The following is a 16,051-nucleotide window of genomic DNA, read 5'->3' on the forward strand; positions in this document are numbered from 1 at the left end:
GCCAAAGGCGGCTTTTTTATTGACCGATCCCGCCTGCTGGGTTATATAACTAACACGGTTTTATAATTCAATTACGGAGGAATGCTCATGCCGTTGGTTAAGCAGATTCACGAGAAGGCGAAATCAAAACTCAAGACGGTGGTTCTGCCGGAGAGCTATGACGAGAGGATGCTCTTCGCCGCGCAGCAGATCGTGGAACAAGGTTTGGCCAAGATCGTGCTTTTGGGCAAGCCGGAGGCGATCCAGGCAGCGGCCGCGGCCAAGGGTATCAACCTGGCCGGCGTGGAACTGGTAGACCCCGCCACTTCGCCCAAGCTCGACGCCTACGTCGGCAAACTCGTGGAACTGAGGAAGTCCAAGGGGCTCACCCCCCAGCAGGCCCAGGAGATGCTGACCGCACCGGACAACCTCTACTTCGCCGGTATGATGGTGCGCGAAGGGGACGCCGACGGCGAGGTGGCCGGCGCCACTGGCACCACCGGTGACGTGTTGCGTGCCGCTTTCCAGACCGTCGGTCCCGCTCCCGGCATCAAGACCGTTTCCTCCTTCTTCCTGATGGCCACCCAGACCCCCAACTTCGGTGAGAACGGCGTCATTCTCTTCGCCGACTGCGCCGTGAACCCGAACCCGGACGCCCAGGCGCTGGCAGAGATTGCCATCGCCACCGCGCGCAACTGCAAGTCCTTCCTCGACGTCCCGGCCCGCGTCGCCATGCTTTCCTTCTCCACCAAGGGGAGCGCCAGCCACCCCGACGCGGACAAGGTACTGAAGGCGCTGGAACTGGCCAAGGGAATGGACCCGCAGCTTTCCATCGACGGCGAGTTGCAGGCCGACGCCGCCCTCATCCCCGCGGTGGGCGCCAAGAAGGCCCCCGGTAGCGGCGTGGCCGGCAAGGCCAACGTGCTTGTCTTCCCGACCCTCGACGCCGGCAACATCGCCTATAAGCTGGTCGAACGCCTGGCCGGCGCCAAGGCGATCGGCCCTGTGATCCAGGGCCTGGCCAAGCCGGTCAACGACCTCTCCCGCGGCTGCTCCGTGCAGGACATCGTCGACGTCACCGCCATCACCGCGGTGCAGGCGCAAGGGTAACCCGCCGCATTCTGCAGAGGCTTGCACCAAGTCCCCTCTCCCTCCGGGAGAGGGTGCCCGTAGGGCGGGTGAGGGTGCTGCCAGAATTTATTTCTTGCCGATTGCGATGCCCTCACCCCAACCCTCTCCCGGAGGGAGAGGGGGCAATGAAGGACGGGCAACAATCGCAGTAAAATAGAGAAAAAGGCCGGCGGGGTTACCCCGCCGGCCTTTTTAGTGCCTTGCATTTTGCTGTCTTGCCCTCGCCTGCCACCTACTTCCTGACGAAGTCCGGCCTGGAGAAGCTGTACTCGAAGTTCATGTGGTCGGTGTAGGTGCCGTTGAGGATGGCGGCCACGTCTTCGGTAAAGACCAGTTCCTCGTCGGTCGGGATGACGTACACCTTCACCGGCGAATCGTCGGTGGTGATCAGCGTCTCGCGCTTCCTGGTCATGGCCGAGGCGTTGCGCTCCTTGTCCAGAACGATGCCCAGGTGCTCGAGCCCGGCGATGGCACGCTCCCTGATCGGCGCCCCCATCTCCCCTACCCCGGCGGTAAAGACGACCGCATCCAGCCTGCCCACGACCGCCATGTAGGTGCCGATGTACTTCTTGAGACGGTAGGCCTCGATGTCCAGCGCCAGCGAACAGAGACGGTCTCCGCCATTGGCGTTCTCGATGACGTCGCGGCGGTCGGTGAAGCGGCCGGTGATGCCGATGACGCCGCTCTTCTTGTTCAGGATGGAGTCGATCTCCTTGGCGGAGAGGTTCTCCTTCTGCATCATGAAAGCGGGGATGGCAGGGTCGATATCGCCGCAGCGGGTCCCCATCATGGCGCCTTCCAGCGGGGTGAGCCCCATGCTGGTGTCGACCGATACCCCGTTCTTGATGGCACAGTGGGAGACGCCGTTGCCGATGTGCATGGTGATGACGTTGCACTGGTTGGCGGGCTTGCCCAGGATCGCGGCGATGCGCTTGGAAACGTAGAGGTGCGAGGTACCGTGGAAGCCGTAGCGGCGTACGCCGTACTTCTCGTACCACTCGTACGGGAGCGGGTAGAGGTAGGCATGCTCGGGCATGGTCTGATGAAACGCCGTATCGAAGATGGCGACCTGCGGCACGCCGGGGAGCACCGCCATGGCGCCTTCGATGCCGGCGATGTTGGGCGGGTTGTGCAGCGGCGCCAGGTGCTGCACCTCGGTGACGGCGGCCAGCACCTCGTCGTCGATCAGCACCGACTTGGTGAACTTCTCACCGCCGTGCACCACGCGGTGACCCACTGCCGCGATCTGCTTGATGTCCTTCAGTACACCGTGGGTCGGGGAGGTCAGGGTTCTCAGGATCAGGTCCACTGCGGTCTTGTGGTCCGGGCAGTCGGAGTCTTCACGGTAGGTCTCCTGCCCGGGGACCTCGTGCAGGATGAAGGAGTCGCCGATGACGACGCGTTCCACCATCCCCTTTGCCACAACCACTTTTTTATCCCAGTCAAACAACTGGTATTTTACAGAAGAACTCCCGCAGTTAAGTGCCAGAATATCCATCGATTAACAACCCCCGTGATTGTAGTTTGCCCAGTGATACGAGGAAGATCCGCACCGGACAAAAAGTACACAAATAAAACCTTTTTTTATATATACAGGAGAGTGGCCCGCAGTTCAAGATTTTTCTCCCGATTAGCAGTTTATTGTCTACAGCTTTATGGTGGACTTTTTGCGAGCGCTGTGCTAGTTTCCACCTCAACTTTTAACTCCAGGTGAAGGAGGTGAATACTTTGGCACATACCATCAGCGACGAATGCATCAACTGCGGCGCCTGCGACGATTCCTGCCCGGTCAACGCTATCAGCGAGGCTGGCAGCAAGAGGACCATCGCTGCAGATACCTGCATCGACTGCGGCGCTTGCGTCGACACCTGCCCGGTGTCCGCAATCTCCCCGGCCTAATCAGCAACCGCACCACAAGAAACATGTAATGCCATGGCCTGCAGCCGGCTCGTCCGCTGCAGGCCTCATTTTTTGCGGCACAGCGATGAAAAAAGGAGGGCGCCCCGTGGGGGCGCCCTCCTTTTCTTTTCCGCCCTACCCTCGCGCTACTTCGCCAGCACGGCGATGGCGCGTTCGATGCGCTTTTTGGTCTGCTCCAGGCCGAGCACCTCGATCATCTCGTAGATCCCCGGGGACGCGGTGGTGCCGGAAAGGGCGAGACGCACGGCGGGGCCGACCTGGCCCAGCTTGATCCCCTTCTCCGCCATCAGTTCCTTGAAGGCGAACTCGATGTTAGCCTGGTCCAGGGCCGGCAGGGCCGCCAACTTCTCAACCAGAGCCGTCAGCAGCGCCGGCGTGTCGGCGTTGAACGCCTTGGCGACACCCTGCTCGTCGTAGGAAAGCTCGTCCCTGTAGTAGAACAGCGCACCGTCGGCGAGCTCCAGCATGGTTTTCGCGCGCTCCTGCAGGGTCTTGATCACGGCCACCAGGTCCGGTCCCCCCTGGGCCGGATCGACGCCGCGTTCCTTCAAAAACGGTATCAGAAGGTCGGCCAGGCGCGCCGGGTCGCCGGTCTTGATGTAGTGCGCGTTCAGCCACAGGAGCTTGTCCGGGTTGAAGACCCCGGCGGAGCGCCCGACGTTCTCGATGGAGAACTTCTCGATCAGGTCCTGCAGGGAGAAGATCTCCTCGTCGCCGTAGCTCCACCCCAGGCGCACCAGGTAGTTGACCATCGCCTCGGGGAGAAAGCCCATGTCGCGGTAGGCCATGACCGAGGTGGCGCCGTGGCGCTTGGAGAGACGGGCCTTGTCGGCGCCGAGGATCATCGGCACGTGGGCGAAGACCGGGACCGGCGCACCGAGCGCCTGGTAGATCAGGATCTGGCGCGGCGTGTTGTTGACGTGGTCGTCACCGCGGATCACGGTGGTGATCTTCATGGTGACGTCGTCGATGACCACGACGAAGTTGTAGGTCGGGGTGCCGTCGGTGCGCTGGATGATCAGGTCGTCCAGCTCCGCGTTCTCGAAGGAGACCTTCCCCTTGATCAGGTCGTTCCAGGTGGTGGCGCCTTCCTTGGGGGTCTTGAAACGGATCACGTAGGGACGGCCGTCGTCCTCCTGGGGAGGGAGATCACGGCAGGTACCGTCGTACTTGGGTTTTCCCCCTTCCGCGAGCGCCTTCTCGCGCTTCGCCTCGAGCTCCTCGACGCTGCAGTAGCACTTGTACGCCTTGCCCTCCGCGACCAGCTTGTCGATGTACTCCTTGTACACCGGGAAGTAGTCGGACTGGAAGAACGGCCCCTCGTCCCAGTCCAGGCCCAGCCACTTCATCCCTTCGAAGATGGCGTCGACCGACTGCTGGGTGGACCGGGTCACGTCGGTATCCTCGATCCTGAGCACGAACGTGCCGTGCTGCTTCCTGGCCAAAAGCCAGTTGAAAAGCGCCGTGCGCGCCCCTCCAACGTGGAGAAAACCGGTCGGGCTCGGTGCGAAACGGAGACGTACTTCTGACATGAAAGGCTCCTTTACTGCTTTGATCATTGCATGGCTGCAATAAAATGATGTGTCTCAAACGGTGGTGGAAACGGTCCTGCTACCCCTCGTCCTCATCGTCATCCTGGTGCTGCGGCGCCTTCTCGCCGGGGATGCGGTACCCTTCGCTGGCCCAGGTGCCGAGGTCGATCATCTTGCATCTTTCCGAGCAGAAGGGGCGGTACGGGTTCCCGGCCAGCGGGGTTTCCTTGCGGCAGTGCGGGCACTTGACGGTCTGTATGGCGCACATGGCTCTTCCTCAAATAAATACCTCCAGCGCCGGACGGGGCTGGAGGGTGCGTGGTCCTGGTCAGATTGCGGCGAACCGCTTAGGTCAACTGGTACTTGCGCTCCCTGAACTGCAGCGCCCTCTTCACCCGGGTGATCAGGGTCTCCTCCCGCACCGGCTTCTCGATGAAGTCGAAGAACCCCTTCTCGAAGGCCTTCACCTCGTCTTCGGGCTGCAAAGAGCTCGTGATCAGTATCACCGGTATGGCGTTGAAATCGGGCACGCTGCGTAGCGCGTCGAAGAGCCCGAAGCCGTCCAGCTTGGGCATCATCAGGTCGGTGAGCACCACGTGCGGCTTCTCGGTGAGCACCGCCTTGTAGGCCTCCAGGCCATCCGCGGCATGGATGACGCGAAACCCTTCCCGCCCCAGGAAATCGCCGAACATGGTCCCGATCAACTTGTCGTCTTCGACCACCAGCACCGTGTGGGCTGCGGCGCTGGACACCTCTTTCTGCAGGTAGTTCCTGCAGATCGCGGCGTAGATTTCCTTCCTGGTGGCGATGAAGGGGGTGATGGTCAAACCGAGGTTGGCCGAGATGTTGCGCACCACCCGCGTTTCGGTGGGGTCGGCCATGGCCAGCGCCAGCCTCTTCTCGTCCAGCTTGAGCGGGAAGATGTTGTTCTGCATCGCCACGTCCACCGAGATGATCCTCAGCAGCTGCGGCGAGAAGCTGTAGCCGGCAAAGTTGCTGGCAACGCGGCAGCCATACTGCGTCGCCAGGGCCTGGGCCAGTTCCTCACCGGTGACCAGTTCCAGGTCTTCCAGGACCGTCCCGAAGCGTTTGCCCAGCTTCTTGGACACCGCCAGCATCCGCTCCACCGTTTTCTCGGTGAGCAGCCCGTTCTCGACGAATATTTCGCCCAGCTTTTTTCGCTTTTCCATAGTGCCTCCCCATCCCGGGGTTAACTGTAGCTCGGGGAGAGAAAAAAAACTACCGAGGGGGCAAAAAAGCTATTCGGCGACCACGGTCGCCCCGCTCCCCACCTTCCCGGCCACTTGCTGCGCCTCCTGCCTGGAGAGGTGCCGCCCTACCCTGATCCGGTACCACACCCCCTTGTCCGGCAGCTTCGATTCCACCAGGTAGGCGGCCACCCCCTTGGCGACCAGCTTGGCGCGCACCGCGTCGGCCTCTTTCCTGTCCTTGTAGGAAGCGACCTGCACCAGGTAGCGCGCCTCGCCCCCCTGCTTTTCAGCGGCCGGCTTGTCAGCGGCGGTATCGGCAGCCTTGTCGCCGGCCATGTCAACCGGTTTCGCCTCGGGCGCCTTGGCGGCCGCAGCGGCAGCCGCGGGCTTGGCCGATGCCGGTTCGGCAGCGGGCGCCGCGTTCGCGGCCGGCGCCGGTGCTGCCGCCTTGGACTGCACCTCGGGAAGCTTGGTGTTGATGCCGCTCCCCATGGCCCCCTTGCCGCCGGAAGGGAGGGTCTTGTAAAAGGTAAGGGGGACGTCGGGAGCGGGCTGCCCCGGCTGGCCGGGCGGAACCGCCTGCCCCGGTTGAGCGGCGGGCGCCGGCTGCGCCACGGCTGCGGCCTGTGCCTTCTGCTGGGCCGCGGCCTGCGCCGCGGCAAGGGCCTTGGCGTCGACCTTCCCCTTGAACAGGAACCATCCGGTCAGCACCCCGGCGCCGTACCCCAGGGCAAGCAGCAACAGGCCGACCACCGCAAAGGTGCCGATCGGTTCGCGGCGCGGGCGGTTCTTCTGCACGGGCTTCACGCGCTCCGCGCTCTCCCTGACCGCCTTCATCTTGTCGCTGTAGTCAAGCCGCATGCGCTCCTCCTACATCCTCTCCGGAGCCGAAATGCCAAGCACGGTCAGCGCGTTCTTCAAGGTGACCGCCACGCAGTGCAAGAGGAACAGACGGGCCTGGGTCAACTCCGGCTCCTCCGGCGTGATCACGCGGCTCTTGTTGTAGAAGCTGTGGAACTCGCCGGCCAGGTCCTGCAGGTAGTAGGTGATCCGGTGCGGTTCGAAGTTCACCGCCGCCCCTTCCAGGATCTCCGGGTAGAGGGAGAGCTTCTTGATCAGGCTCATGTCGTCGGCCGTTTGCAGAAGCTCCAGGCGCACGCCGGAGAAGTTCGGCTCCACGCCGCGCTCTTTTGCCGTGTCGAAGATGCTCTTGATCCTCGCATGGGCGTACTGGACGTAATAGACCGGGTTGTCGTTGCTCTGACGCTTGGCGAGCTCGAGGTCGAAGTCGAGCTGGCTGTCGGAGCGGCGCATCAGGAAGAAGAAGCGGGCGGCATCGCGGCCCACCTCGTCCACGACCTCCTTGAGCGTGACGAACTCGCCGCTCCTGGTGGACATGGCCACCGGCTGGCCGTCGCGCAAAAGCGATACCAGCTGCACCAGGATGATGCCCAGATCGTCCGCCGGGCGGCCGAGCCCCTGCACGACGCTCTTCAGCCTGGGTACGTAACCGTGGTGGTCGGCGCCCCATACGTCGATGACCCAGTCAAAGCCGCGCGCGTACTTGTCGCGGTGGTAGGCGATGTCGGAGGCGAAGTAGGTGGTGACGCCGTTACTGCGCACCACGACGCGATCCTTGTCGTCGCCAAAGGCCGTGGTCCTGAACCAGAGCGCCCCTTCCTGCTCGTAGATGTGCCCCTTCTCCTGCATCTCGGCGATGGCGGAGGTCACCTTCCCCTCGTCGAACAGGGACTGCTCGGAGAACCAGTTGTCGAAGCGGATGCCGAAGTCCTGCAGGTCGTCGTCGATCCCCTTGAGGATCAGGTCGCCCCCCATCTTGGCGAAGAAGGCGACGCCCTCTTCCTGGGGCGCCTTGAGGAAGCGGTCGCCGTGCTTGGTGATGGCGTCCCGCGCGATGTCCTTGATGTAGTCGCCCTGGTAGCAGTTCTCCGGGAAATCGATCTTTTCGCCCAGGAGCTCCTTGTAGCGCAGGAGACCGGAGAGACCCAGGGTGTTCATCTGGTTGCCGGCGTCGTTGATGTAGTACTCGCGTTGCACGTCGAAACCGGCGGCGGAGAGCAGCGATGCCACCGCATCCCCGGTGGCGGCGCCACGGCCGTGGCCGATGTGCAGCGGGCCGGTGGGGTTCGCGCTGACGAACTCGACCTGGACCTTCTTGCCGGCGCCCACCCTGCTCTTGCCGTAGCCGTCACCGGCGCGGTCGATGTCGGTGAGGATCTTTCTCCAGGCGCTGTCCTTGATGAAGAAGTTGATGAAGCCCGGCCCCGCGATCTCAACCGACTGGATCAGGTCGGACGCCTCGGCGAGCTTCTTGACCAGGGCCTCAGCCACGGCGCGGGGCGCCTTGCGCTCCAGCTTGGCCATCTGCATGGCGACGTTGGTAGCGAAATCTCCGTGCTCGGCGTGCGCCGGCTTCTCCACGTTGATGGCCGGGACCGCACCAGAGGTGAGCGTGCCGTCGGCGAAACACCCCTCGATTCCCTTCAGGATGCATGCGCGCAGCTGCTCCTTCATATCTTCTCCTCCCTTTCCTTATCCTTTTCCGCGTCGGGCACGGGTTTTATGGTCACGTCGCGTGTGAAGTCCGGGCAGCGGGCGCCGCCGTCGGGCACGCAGAATTTCTTGGAGCAGTGTTCGCGCCAGGCGCAGACCACGCAGTGTTGCTTTCCAGCCTGAGTCATACCTTTTCCCTCAAAATGCCCGCTGGGGGCTTGGTTACTTGCCGGAGCGCGGCGCCGGCTGCGCAGGCTGGGCCGGTTTTGCCGCCGCGGGCCCCGGTGCCGGAGTGCCGGCAGCAGCGGGTTTGCCGCCTCCCGGGAACTGGTAGATCACCTCGTTGCTGCGCACCAGGCCGAAGTCGCGTCTGGCGATGCTCTCCAGGTAGCGCCGGTCCGACTGCAGCGCGGCGATCTCCCGCTTCAGCTTGTCGTTTTCCTCTTTCAACTCGTTCAGGCGCTTCTGCGTCTCGTCCAGGTCGCGGTGCAGGTGGTTGATGCGCAAAAGTCCCCGGTCACCGAAGACGGTGAAGCAGAGAATGAAGATGATCACTGCGGCCGGTACTAGAAAAAATCGTTTCTGCATGCGTTCCTATGCCGAGGTGAGGACGGAGCGGAAATAGTCGATGGTTTGCTTGAGCCCGTCGTCCACGCTCACTTTGGGCTCCCAGCCCAGCATCTGCTTGGCCAGGGTGATGTCCGGCTGCCTCTGTTTGGGGTCATCCGCCGGAAGCGGGCGATAGACGATGCGCGAGGTGGACCCGGTGAGAGCTATGATCTTCTTGGCGAATTCCAGGATGGTGGTCTCGGCGGGGTTGCCGAGGTTGACCGGGCCGGTGAAGCCGGGGGTCTCCATCATGCGCACCATCCCTTCCACGAGGTCGGAGACGAAGCAGAAGGAACGGGTCTGTTCCCCCTCGCCGTAGACGGTGATGTCCTCCCCCTTGAGGGCCTGCAGGATGAAGTTGGAGACCACGCGGCCGTCGTTTTCGGCCATCTTGGGGCCGTAGGTGTTGAAGATCCTGATGATCCTGACATCGACGTGGTTCTGGCGGTGGTAATCCATCATCAGGGTCTCGGCGACGCGTTTCCCCTCGTCGTAGCAGCTTCTCAGTCCCAGGGTGTTGACGTTGCCCCAGTAGGCCTCGGTCTGCGGGTGCACCTGCGGGTCGCCGTACACCTCCGAGGTCGAGGCCTGCAGGATCCTGGCCCTTACCCTCTTGGCGATCCCCAGCATGTTGATGGCGCCCATGACGCTGGTCTTGGTGGTCTTCACGGGGTTGTACTGGTAGTGGATCGGCGAAGCGGGACAGGCCAGGTTGTAGATCCGGTCCACCTCGAGGAGGATGGGCTCGGTGACGTCGTGGCGGATCAACTCGAAGCTGCTGTGGTCCAGCATGTGTGCGATGTTGCGCTTGCTGCCGGTGAAGAAGTTGTCGAGGCAGATGACGTCGTGCCCTTCCTTCAGGAGCCTCTCGCAAAGATGTGATCCGATGAAACCGGCACCGCCGGTGACCAGTATGCGCATAAAACCTCTCAAAACCCGTTCGACGTTCAACGTTCAACGTTCGACAGGTTCCCTGCCTTCGAAGAACTGTGCCTTGGCGGCAGGGACACCAGCTGCCGCCAGGAAGAAAAGAGCCAAAGCAAAAAAACTGGGCGAACGTTGAACGTAGAACGTTGAACGGCCGTTATTCCATTTCACACGATGCCGCACCGTTTCTGCCGATGGGGTGGTACTCGTAGCCGATCTCGCGCATGCGGCCGGGCTGGTACAGGTTCCTGCCGTCGAAGATGAGCGGGTTGACCAAGAGCGCCTTGATCCGGTCGAAGTCGGGGTTTCTGTACTCGTTCCACTCGGTGATGATAACCAGGGCGTTGGCGCCCTTGAGCGGCTCGTACTGGTTCATGTGGTAGCCGATGCGGTCGCCGAAGTGCTTCTTGGCCTCGTTGAGGGCCTCGGGGTCGTGGGCCTGCACGGTAGCGCCCAGCTCCAGGAGCCGGTTGATGATGGTGAGCGAGGGTGCCTCCCTCATGTCGTCGGTGCGCGGCTTGAAGGACAGGCCCCAGACGGCGATGCTCATGCCGGCGAGCGGCTTGCCGCCCCCCTGCCCCAGGCGACGCTCGATCTTGTCGGAGAGGATCCGCTTCTGGCGCTCGTTGGCCTCCTCCACCGCCTTCAAGAGAACGAAGTCGTAGTTGCACTCGTCCGCGGTCCGCACCAGCGCCTTCACGTCCTTGGGGAAGCAGGAGCCGCCGTAGCCGACACCGGGGAAGAGGAAGTCGTAGCCGATGCGGGAGTCCGAGCCGATCCCCTCGCGCACGGCCATGACGTCGGCGCCCATCATCTCGCACAGGTTGGCGATCTGGTTCATGAAGGTGATCCGGGTCGCCAGCATGGCGTTGGCGGCGTACTTGGTCATCTCGGCGCTCCGGATGTCCATGACCAGCATGCGGTTGGACTTGCGCATGAAGGCCGAGTACAGCTCTTTCATTATTTCCGCGGTGCGCACGTTGTCGGTCCCGATCACGACGCGGTCAGGCTTCATGAAATCGTCGATGGCCGCCCCTTCTTTCAGGAACTCGGGGTTGGAGACCACGTCGAACTCGATGTGCAGGCCGCGGCCGTCGAGCTCTTCCTTCACCGCCGCGCGCACCTTGTCCGCAGTCCCCACGGGGACCGTGGACTTATCCACAATGATCTTGAAGCTATCCATGGAGCGGCCGATGTTGCGGGCCACCGAAAGGACGTACTGCAGGTCGGCGGAGCCGTCCGCGCCGGGCGGGGTCCCTACCGCGATGAAGCAGACCAGGGACTCCTTGACGGCGGCATCCAGGTCCGTGGTGAACTTCAGGCGCCCTTCCTCGCCGTTTCTGAGCACCATTTCCTTCAGCCCGGGCTCGTAGATGGGGATTACGCCACGCTTGAGACCTTCGATCTTTTCCTGGTCGACGTCGACGCAGATGACGTCGTTACCGCTCTCGGCGAAACAGGTGCCGGCCACGAGGCCGACGTATCCGGAACCGATCACGCATACTTTCATGAGGCGCACTCCTCTTATGACAAAAAATTAGCGTTCTTATATAGCACACTCATGTGTGTTTATGCCAGACTTTTCCCCGAGCACAAGTCCCTGGAGAGCGCCGCGAACTCTTCCAGCGACAGGGTTTCCCCGCGCCTGAGCCCGTCGATGCCGCAGCGGGAGAGCGCGGCGCTAAGTGAGCCGTCGCCGTCATCGAAACCGGCCGAGCGCAGCGAGTTCAACAGCGTCTTTCTGCGCTGGATGAAAGCACCCTTCACCACGCGGCGGAACAGCTCCTCGTCCCCCACCTCGACCCGCGGGGCGGCCAGCGGCGTGAAGGTGAGCACCGCCGAATCGACCTTGGGGACGGGACGGAAAGAGCCGGGCTTCACGATGAACTCGCGGCGGATGTCGAAGTGCAGCCTGAGCAGCACGGTGAGAGCGCCGTAGTCCTTGCAGGCGGGAGGCGCGGTGAGGCGGTCGCCGACCTCCTTTTGCAGCATGAGCACCAGCGATTCGAAGAGGTCGCAGTGCTCCATGAATTTGAAGAGCACCTGGGAGGAGATGTTGTAGGGGAGGTTCGCGGCGACCTTCCACTTGCGCCCCGGAGCCCGGGTGCTGAGGATCTGAGGGAGGTCCACCCTCAGGATGTCGCCGTGGCCGATCTCGACGCGGTCGTTGCCGGCGAACTCGGCATGCAGAAAGGGTATCAGCTCGCGGTCCCACTCGACCGCCACGAAGCGCGCCCCGCTGGCCACCAGGAGGCGTGACAGCGCCCCCCTCCCCGGCCCGACCTCGAGGATGCAGTCGTCGCTTGCCGGCGCCACGCAGGAAACGATGCGGTGCAGCACGTTGTCGTCCACCAGGAAGTTCTGGCCGAACTCCTTCTTGGCCTTGATCTTTTTCTCCATCACTTCCCTCCCTGGAAACGCGCCGCGAGTTTGTCGAGGGGCCAGACCGGAAGCGCGTCCAAGTCGAAGCCGCTCTGGTAACCGGCGCCCAGGTAAAAGTCGCCGGGGACCGCGATCATGGCCGCGTTGTCGGCGCACAGCTTCGGCGAGGGGATGGAAAGCTCCACCCCGTTGGCCTCGGCGTACTGCGCCATGGAGCGGCGCAGGCCGCTGTTGCACGCCACCCCGCCCGCCACCACCAGCCGTTTGATGCCGGTCTCGGCGATCGCCGCCGCCGTCTTCTTGGTGAGCACCTCGCACACCGCTGCCTGGAAGGAGGCGGCCAGGTCGTTGATGCCCGCCTCTTTTGCCTCCGGGTGCTTGCTCACGTGGGTGAGCACCGCGGTCTTCAGCCCCGAGAAGCTGAAGTTGAAGGTGCCGTCGTGCAAAAGCGGTCGCGGGAACTTGATGGCCTGCGGATCGCCACCGGCGGAGAGACGGTCGATGGCCACGCCCCCCGGGTAGGGAAGTCCGATCAGCTTGGCAACCTTGTCGAACGCCTCGCCGGCGGCGTCATCCACCGTCTGCCCCAGCGTCGTGTAGCGGCCGATGCCGTCGACCCGGTACAGGTGCGAGTGCCCCCCGGAGACCGCCAGGGCGATGAAGGGGAACTCCACCGGACGCTCCAGGAACACGGCCAGCAGGTGCCCCTCGATGTGGTTCACCCCGACCAGCGGGATCCTTCTCCCGAAGGAGAGCCCCTTGGCGGCGGAGATGCCGACCAGGAGCGCACCGGCAAGCCCCGGCCCCTGGGTCACCGCCACCCCCTCGATGTCCGCGATCCCCACCCCCGCTTCCTGGAGCGCCTGCTCCACCACGATGGAGACCGCCTCCAGGTGCTGCCGCGAGGCGATCTCGGGGACCACCCCGCCGTACTCGGCATGGGTGCTGATCTGGCTTGCCACGATGCTGGAGAGGACGGTCCTGCCGTCCCTAACCACCGCCGCCGCGGTTTCGTCACATGAAGATTCCAGCGCAAGTAAAAGCATAAAAAAATAGAGAGGGCACCAGCAGCGTGCCCCCTTTTTTCTCCCGTTCTAAGGTTTTCGCGTCCGTTACAGCAGGTTCGCCGCCAGTTCGGCCAGGTCGCTGCGTTCCCCCTTGGTCATGGTGACGTGGGCGGAGATGGCCTGTTCCTTCAGGCGTTCGACCACGTAGGTGAGACCGTTGCTCTCGGCATCCACGTAGGGGTTGTCGATCTGGTACGGGTCGCCGGTCAGGATGATCTTGGTCCCCTCGCCGGCGCGGGTCACGATGGTCTTGATCTCGTGCGGGGTGAGGTTCTGCGCCTCGTCGACGATCATGTACTGGTTCGGAATGGAGCGCCCCCTGATGTAGGTGAGCGGCTCGATCTCGAGGATCCCCATCGCCATCAGTTCCTTGTACCCCTTGCTGTGGCGCTTCTCCCCTTCGTGCCCGCTGAGAAGGAGCTCGACGTTGTCGAAGATCGGCTGCATCCAGGGGGAAAGCTTCTCCTCGATGTCGCCGGGAAGAAAGCCCAGGTCGCGCCCCATCGGGAACACCGGGCGCGATACCAGCAGGCGGTTGTAGACGTTCTCTTCGGCGGTCTTCTGCAGGCCGGCGGCGATGGCGAGGAGCGTCTTGCCGGTACCGGCTTTCCCGACCAGCGTCACGATCTTGATGTCGTCGTCCAACAGGGCGTCCAGCGCGAGGGACTGCTCCAGGTTCCTGGGGAAGAGGCTCCAGACCCCTTCCCGGTCCAGCTTGGAGAGCGGCACCATCCTGCGCGAGACGTGGTCGAAGCGCCCCACGGCGCTGTGCGACGGGTTGCCGACCTCGGTGAGGCACAGGTACTGGTTGGGCAGGTAGCCGTTGGTATCCATGTCCAGCCATCCCTGGCTGTAGAAGCGGTCGATGGCATCGGCGCCCACCTCGAGGGTGGCGCAGCCGGTGTAGAGCTCGTCGATGGCGACCTTGTCGGATTCGTAATCCTGTGCCGAGAGCCCCAGGGCGTCGGCCTTGATGCGCAGGTTGGTGTCCTTGGTGACCAGGATGACCGGCATCTCTTTCTGCGATTCCATGAGGTCCACGGCCACCGCCAGAATGCGGTTATCGCCCCTTTCCTCGCGCAACTCAGGCGGGAGCCGCTTCATCACCTTTTCTTCGTAGATCTCGATCTTCAGGGTGCCGCCGCTATCCAACTCGAGCCCCTGCGACAGCGACCCCTCCTTGCGGAAGGCGTCCATGAGCCGGGACACCTGGCGGGCGTTGCGGCCGGTCTCGTTCATGTCCTTCTTGAACCGGTCGATTTCCTCGATAACCGTGATGGGTATGATGATGGAGTTGTCTTCGAACTTGGTGAGAGCCTGCGGGTCGTACAGAAGTACATTTGTATCAAGAACATAGATTTTCTTCATATCCACTCCCTGTACGTTGCTGCCTTCAGAAAAACCGAATACCTCATCCCTGACCAACAAAGCTGAACTTTTCGTAGTATCCCCTTCCACGGCTCCATGGCCGTCTCGTGCTGGTTAATGGTAGGGGCGAATGATCATTCGCCCGGCGCCGTCCTCATCAGCAATACCCTCGCAGGCTCGTGCAGCATGGTGACGTGCTGCGCCCGACTAATGAGTCGGCGCGGCGCTCATGATATTATCTCACGCAGCGCCTTAATAAAAAAGTCGATATCCGATTCGGTGTTGAAAAAGCCGGGGCTCACCCGCACGGTCCCCTCGGGAAAGCTGCCGATGCTGCGATGCACGTCCGGTGCGCAATGGAGCCCCACCCGCACGCTGATGTCGTACTCGCTGTCGAGCAGGTAACCAAGGGCGGCCGGATCGTGCCCCTCCACGTTGAAGGAGACGGCGGCGCCGCGCTCGCCCTGGAGCGGGCCGTACAGCCGCACCCCGGTGATACCCGACAGTCCTGCCAGCAGTTGGTCCACCAAGGCGGTCTCCCGGGCCCGGATCACGTCGAGGCCGGTCGCCTCGATGAACTCCAGCCCCGCCTTGAGACCGGCGATGGCCGGTGTGTTGATGGTGCCGCTCTCCAGCCGCTCGGGCATCTGCTCCGGGGGCTCGGGGTTGCTGGCACTGCCGCCGGTCCCGCCCACCTGCAGCGGTTCCAGGACTATGCCCGGGCCGACGGCGAGGATGCCGGTGCCGGGAGGACCGTAAAGGCCTTTGTGGCCAGGCGCCGCCAGGAGGTCGATCCCTATCTGTTCCACATCGATGGGGAAGAAGCCGGCGCTTTGCGCTGCGTCGACGAGGAACAGCGCGCCCCCCTGCCGCGCCACCCGGGCGATCCCGGCGATGGGCTGCACCGCGCCGGTGACGTTGGAGCAGTGCGCCAGCGCGACCAGCCTGGTGTTGGGGCGCATGGCGCGGGCGATGTCCTGTTCCGACACCACGCCGCAGGCCTCCGACGGCACGAAGGTGACCTCGACGCCGCGCTTCGCTGCCAGGTGCAGCGGACGCGACAGCGCGTTGTGCTCGACGCTGGTGGAGACCACGTGGTCGCCGGGTTTCAGCAGTCCGAACACGGCGATGTTGATCGATTCCGTTGCGCTGTGGGTGAAGACGAGGCGGGAGGAGTCCGAGACCCCGAAAAAGCGGGCTAATGCGGAGCGTGCTTCGAAGACGATGCGGGCGGCGGCAAGCGACTGGCGGTACCCTCCCCTACCCGGCGCGACACCGACTTCCCGCATGGCAGCGTCCATCGCCTGGTACACGGCATCCGGTTTCGGGAATGAAGTCGCTGCGTTATCTAGGAATACGGACATACCGTATTTACTAGCATTTTAAGGGGGCTTTGGCAACCGCTTTCATG

The 16,051-nt window shown here is 63.2% G+C and carries 16 protein-coding genes; 2 read left to right on the forward strand and 14 right to left on the reverse strand.

Annotation, left to right across the window (positions count from 1 at the left end; translation table 11 throughout):
* Positions 1–87 precede the first annotated feature (87 nt).
* A complete protein-coding gene (gene pta / locus H7687_RS06555; RefSeq protein WP_183346264.1) occupies positions 88–1,089 on the forward strand; it encodes a phosphate acetyltransferase in 1,002 nt (333 codons plus the stop codon).
* Positions 1,090–1,342: 253 nt separating this feature from the next.
* Here the strand turns inward: pta and H7687_RS06560 are convergent, their stop codons facing one another.
* The gene (locus H7687_RS06560; protein WP_183346265.1) at positions 1,343–2,608 is read right to left on the reverse strand and encodes an acetate kinase; all 1,266 of its coding nucleotides are present in this window, start codon (positions 2,606–2,608) and stop codon (positions 1,343–1,345) included.
* 230 nt (positions 2,609–2,838) lie between these two features.
* Between H7687_RS06560 and fdxA the strand changes: the two genes are divergently transcribed.
* The gene (gene fdxA / locus H7687_RS06565) at positions 2,839–3,009 is read left to right on the forward strand and encodes a 4Fe-4S ferredoxin (RefSeq protein WP_183346266.1); all 171 of its coding nucleotides are present in this window, start codon (positions 2,839–2,841) and stop codon (positions 3,007–3,009) included.
* Positions 3,010–3,155: 146 nt separating this feature from the next.
* Here fdxA and gltX read toward each other — a convergent pair whose 3' ends face one another.
* From gltX to H7687_RS06630, 13 genes are all read right to left on the reverse strand, one after another.
* Positions 3,156–4,562 carry a glutamate--tRNA ligase gene (gltX, locus tag H7687_RS06570; protein ID WP_183346267.1) on the reverse strand — a complete coding sequence of 469 codons (1,407 nt, stop codon included), beginning with the start codon at positions 4,560–4,562 and terminating at the stop codon, positions 3,156–3,158.
* A 79-nt stretch (positions 4,563–4,641) separates the two neighbouring features.
* Positions 4,642–4,830 (reverse strand): DNA gyrase inhibitor YacG, encoded by a 189-nt coding sequence (locus H7687_RS06575; protein WP_183346268.1) that lies wholly within the window; start codon positions 4,828–4,830, stop codon positions 4,642–4,644.
* A 79-nt stretch (positions 4,831–4,909) separates the two neighbouring features.
* Positions 4,910–5,752 carry a response regulator gene (locus H7687_RS06580; RefSeq protein WP_183346269.1) on the reverse strand — a complete coding sequence of 281 codons (843 nt, stop codon included), beginning with the start codon at positions 5,750–5,752 and terminating at the stop codon, positions 4,910–4,912.
* Between the two features lie 69 nt (positions 5,753–5,821).
* Complete coding sequence (locus H7687_RS06585; RefSeq protein ID WP_183346270.1) at positions 5,822–6,634, reverse strand: SPOR domain-containing protein; 813 nt, start codon at positions 6,632–6,634, stop codon at positions 5,822–5,824.
* A gap of 9 nt (positions 6,635–6,643) precedes the next feature.
* Positions 6,644–8,308 (reverse strand): arginine--tRNA ligase, encoded by a 1,665-nt coding sequence (argS, locus tag H7687_RS06590; RefSeq protein WP_183346271.1) that lies wholly within the window; start codon positions 8,306–8,308, stop codon positions 6,644–6,646.
* A complete protein-coding gene (locus H7687_RS06595; RefSeq protein ID WP_183346272.1) occupies positions 8,305–8,475 on the reverse strand; it encodes a hypothetical protein in 171 nt (56 codons plus the stop codon). Before H7687_RS06595 ends, argS begins: the two co-directional genes overlap by 4 nt.
* A 34-nt stretch (positions 8,476–8,509) precedes the next feature.
* Complete coding sequence (locus tag H7687_RS06600; RefSeq protein WP_183346273.1) at positions 8,510–8,875, reverse strand: FtsB family cell division protein; 366 nt, start codon at positions 8,873–8,875, stop codon at positions 8,510–8,512.
* 6 nt (positions 8,876–8,881) lie between these two features.
* Positions 8,882–9,817 carry a UDP-glucuronic acid decarboxylase family protein gene (locus H7687_RS06605; RefSeq protein WP_183346274.1) on the reverse strand — a complete coding sequence of 312 codons (936 nt, stop codon included), beginning with the start codon at positions 9,815–9,817 and terminating at the stop codon, positions 8,882–8,884.
* Positions 9,818–9,980: 163 nt separating this feature from the next.
* Positions 9,981–11,333, reverse strand: a complete 1,353-nt coding sequence (locus tag H7687_RS06610; protein ID WP_183346275.1) for a UDP-glucose dehydrogenase family protein — start codon at positions 11,331–11,333, stop codon at positions 9,981–9,983.
* Positions 11,334–11,392: 59 nt separating this feature from the next.
* Complete coding sequence (gene rsmA, locus H7687_RS06615; protein WP_371877556.1) at positions 11,393–12,223, reverse strand: 16S rRNA (adenine(1518)-N(6)/adenine(1519)-N(6))-dimethyltransferase RsmA; 831 nt, start codon at positions 12,221–12,223, stop codon at positions 11,393–11,395.
* Positions 12,223–13,251, reverse strand: coding sequence for a tRNA (adenosine(37)-N6)-threonylcarbamoyltransferase complex transferase subunit TsaD (tsaD, locus tag H7687_RS06620; RefSeq protein WP_183346277.1), 1,029 nt, complete (start codon positions 13,249–13,251; stop codon positions 12,223–12,225). Before tsaD ends, rsmA begins: the two co-directional genes overlap by 1 nt.
* A 66-nt stretch (positions 13,252–13,317) precedes the next feature.
* Positions 13,318–14,640 (reverse strand): PhoH family protein, encoded by a 1,323-nt coding sequence (locus tag H7687_RS06625; RefSeq protein ID WP_183346278.1) that lies wholly within the window; start codon positions 14,638–14,640, stop codon positions 13,318–13,320.
* A 227-nt stretch (positions 14,641–14,867) separates the two neighbouring features.
* Positions 14,868–16,004, reverse strand: a complete 1,137-nt coding sequence (locus H7687_RS06630) for an aminotransferase class V-fold PLP-dependent enzyme (RefSeq protein ID WP_183346279.1) — start codon at positions 16,002–16,004, stop codon at positions 14,868–14,870.
* Positions 16,005–16,051 lie beyond the last annotated feature (47 nt).

The organism is Geomonas paludis (genome assembly GCF_014193585.1).
Classification (GTDB): domain Bacteria; phylum Desulfobacterota; class Desulfuromonadia; order Geobacterales; family Geobacteraceae; genus Geomonas; species Geomonas paludis.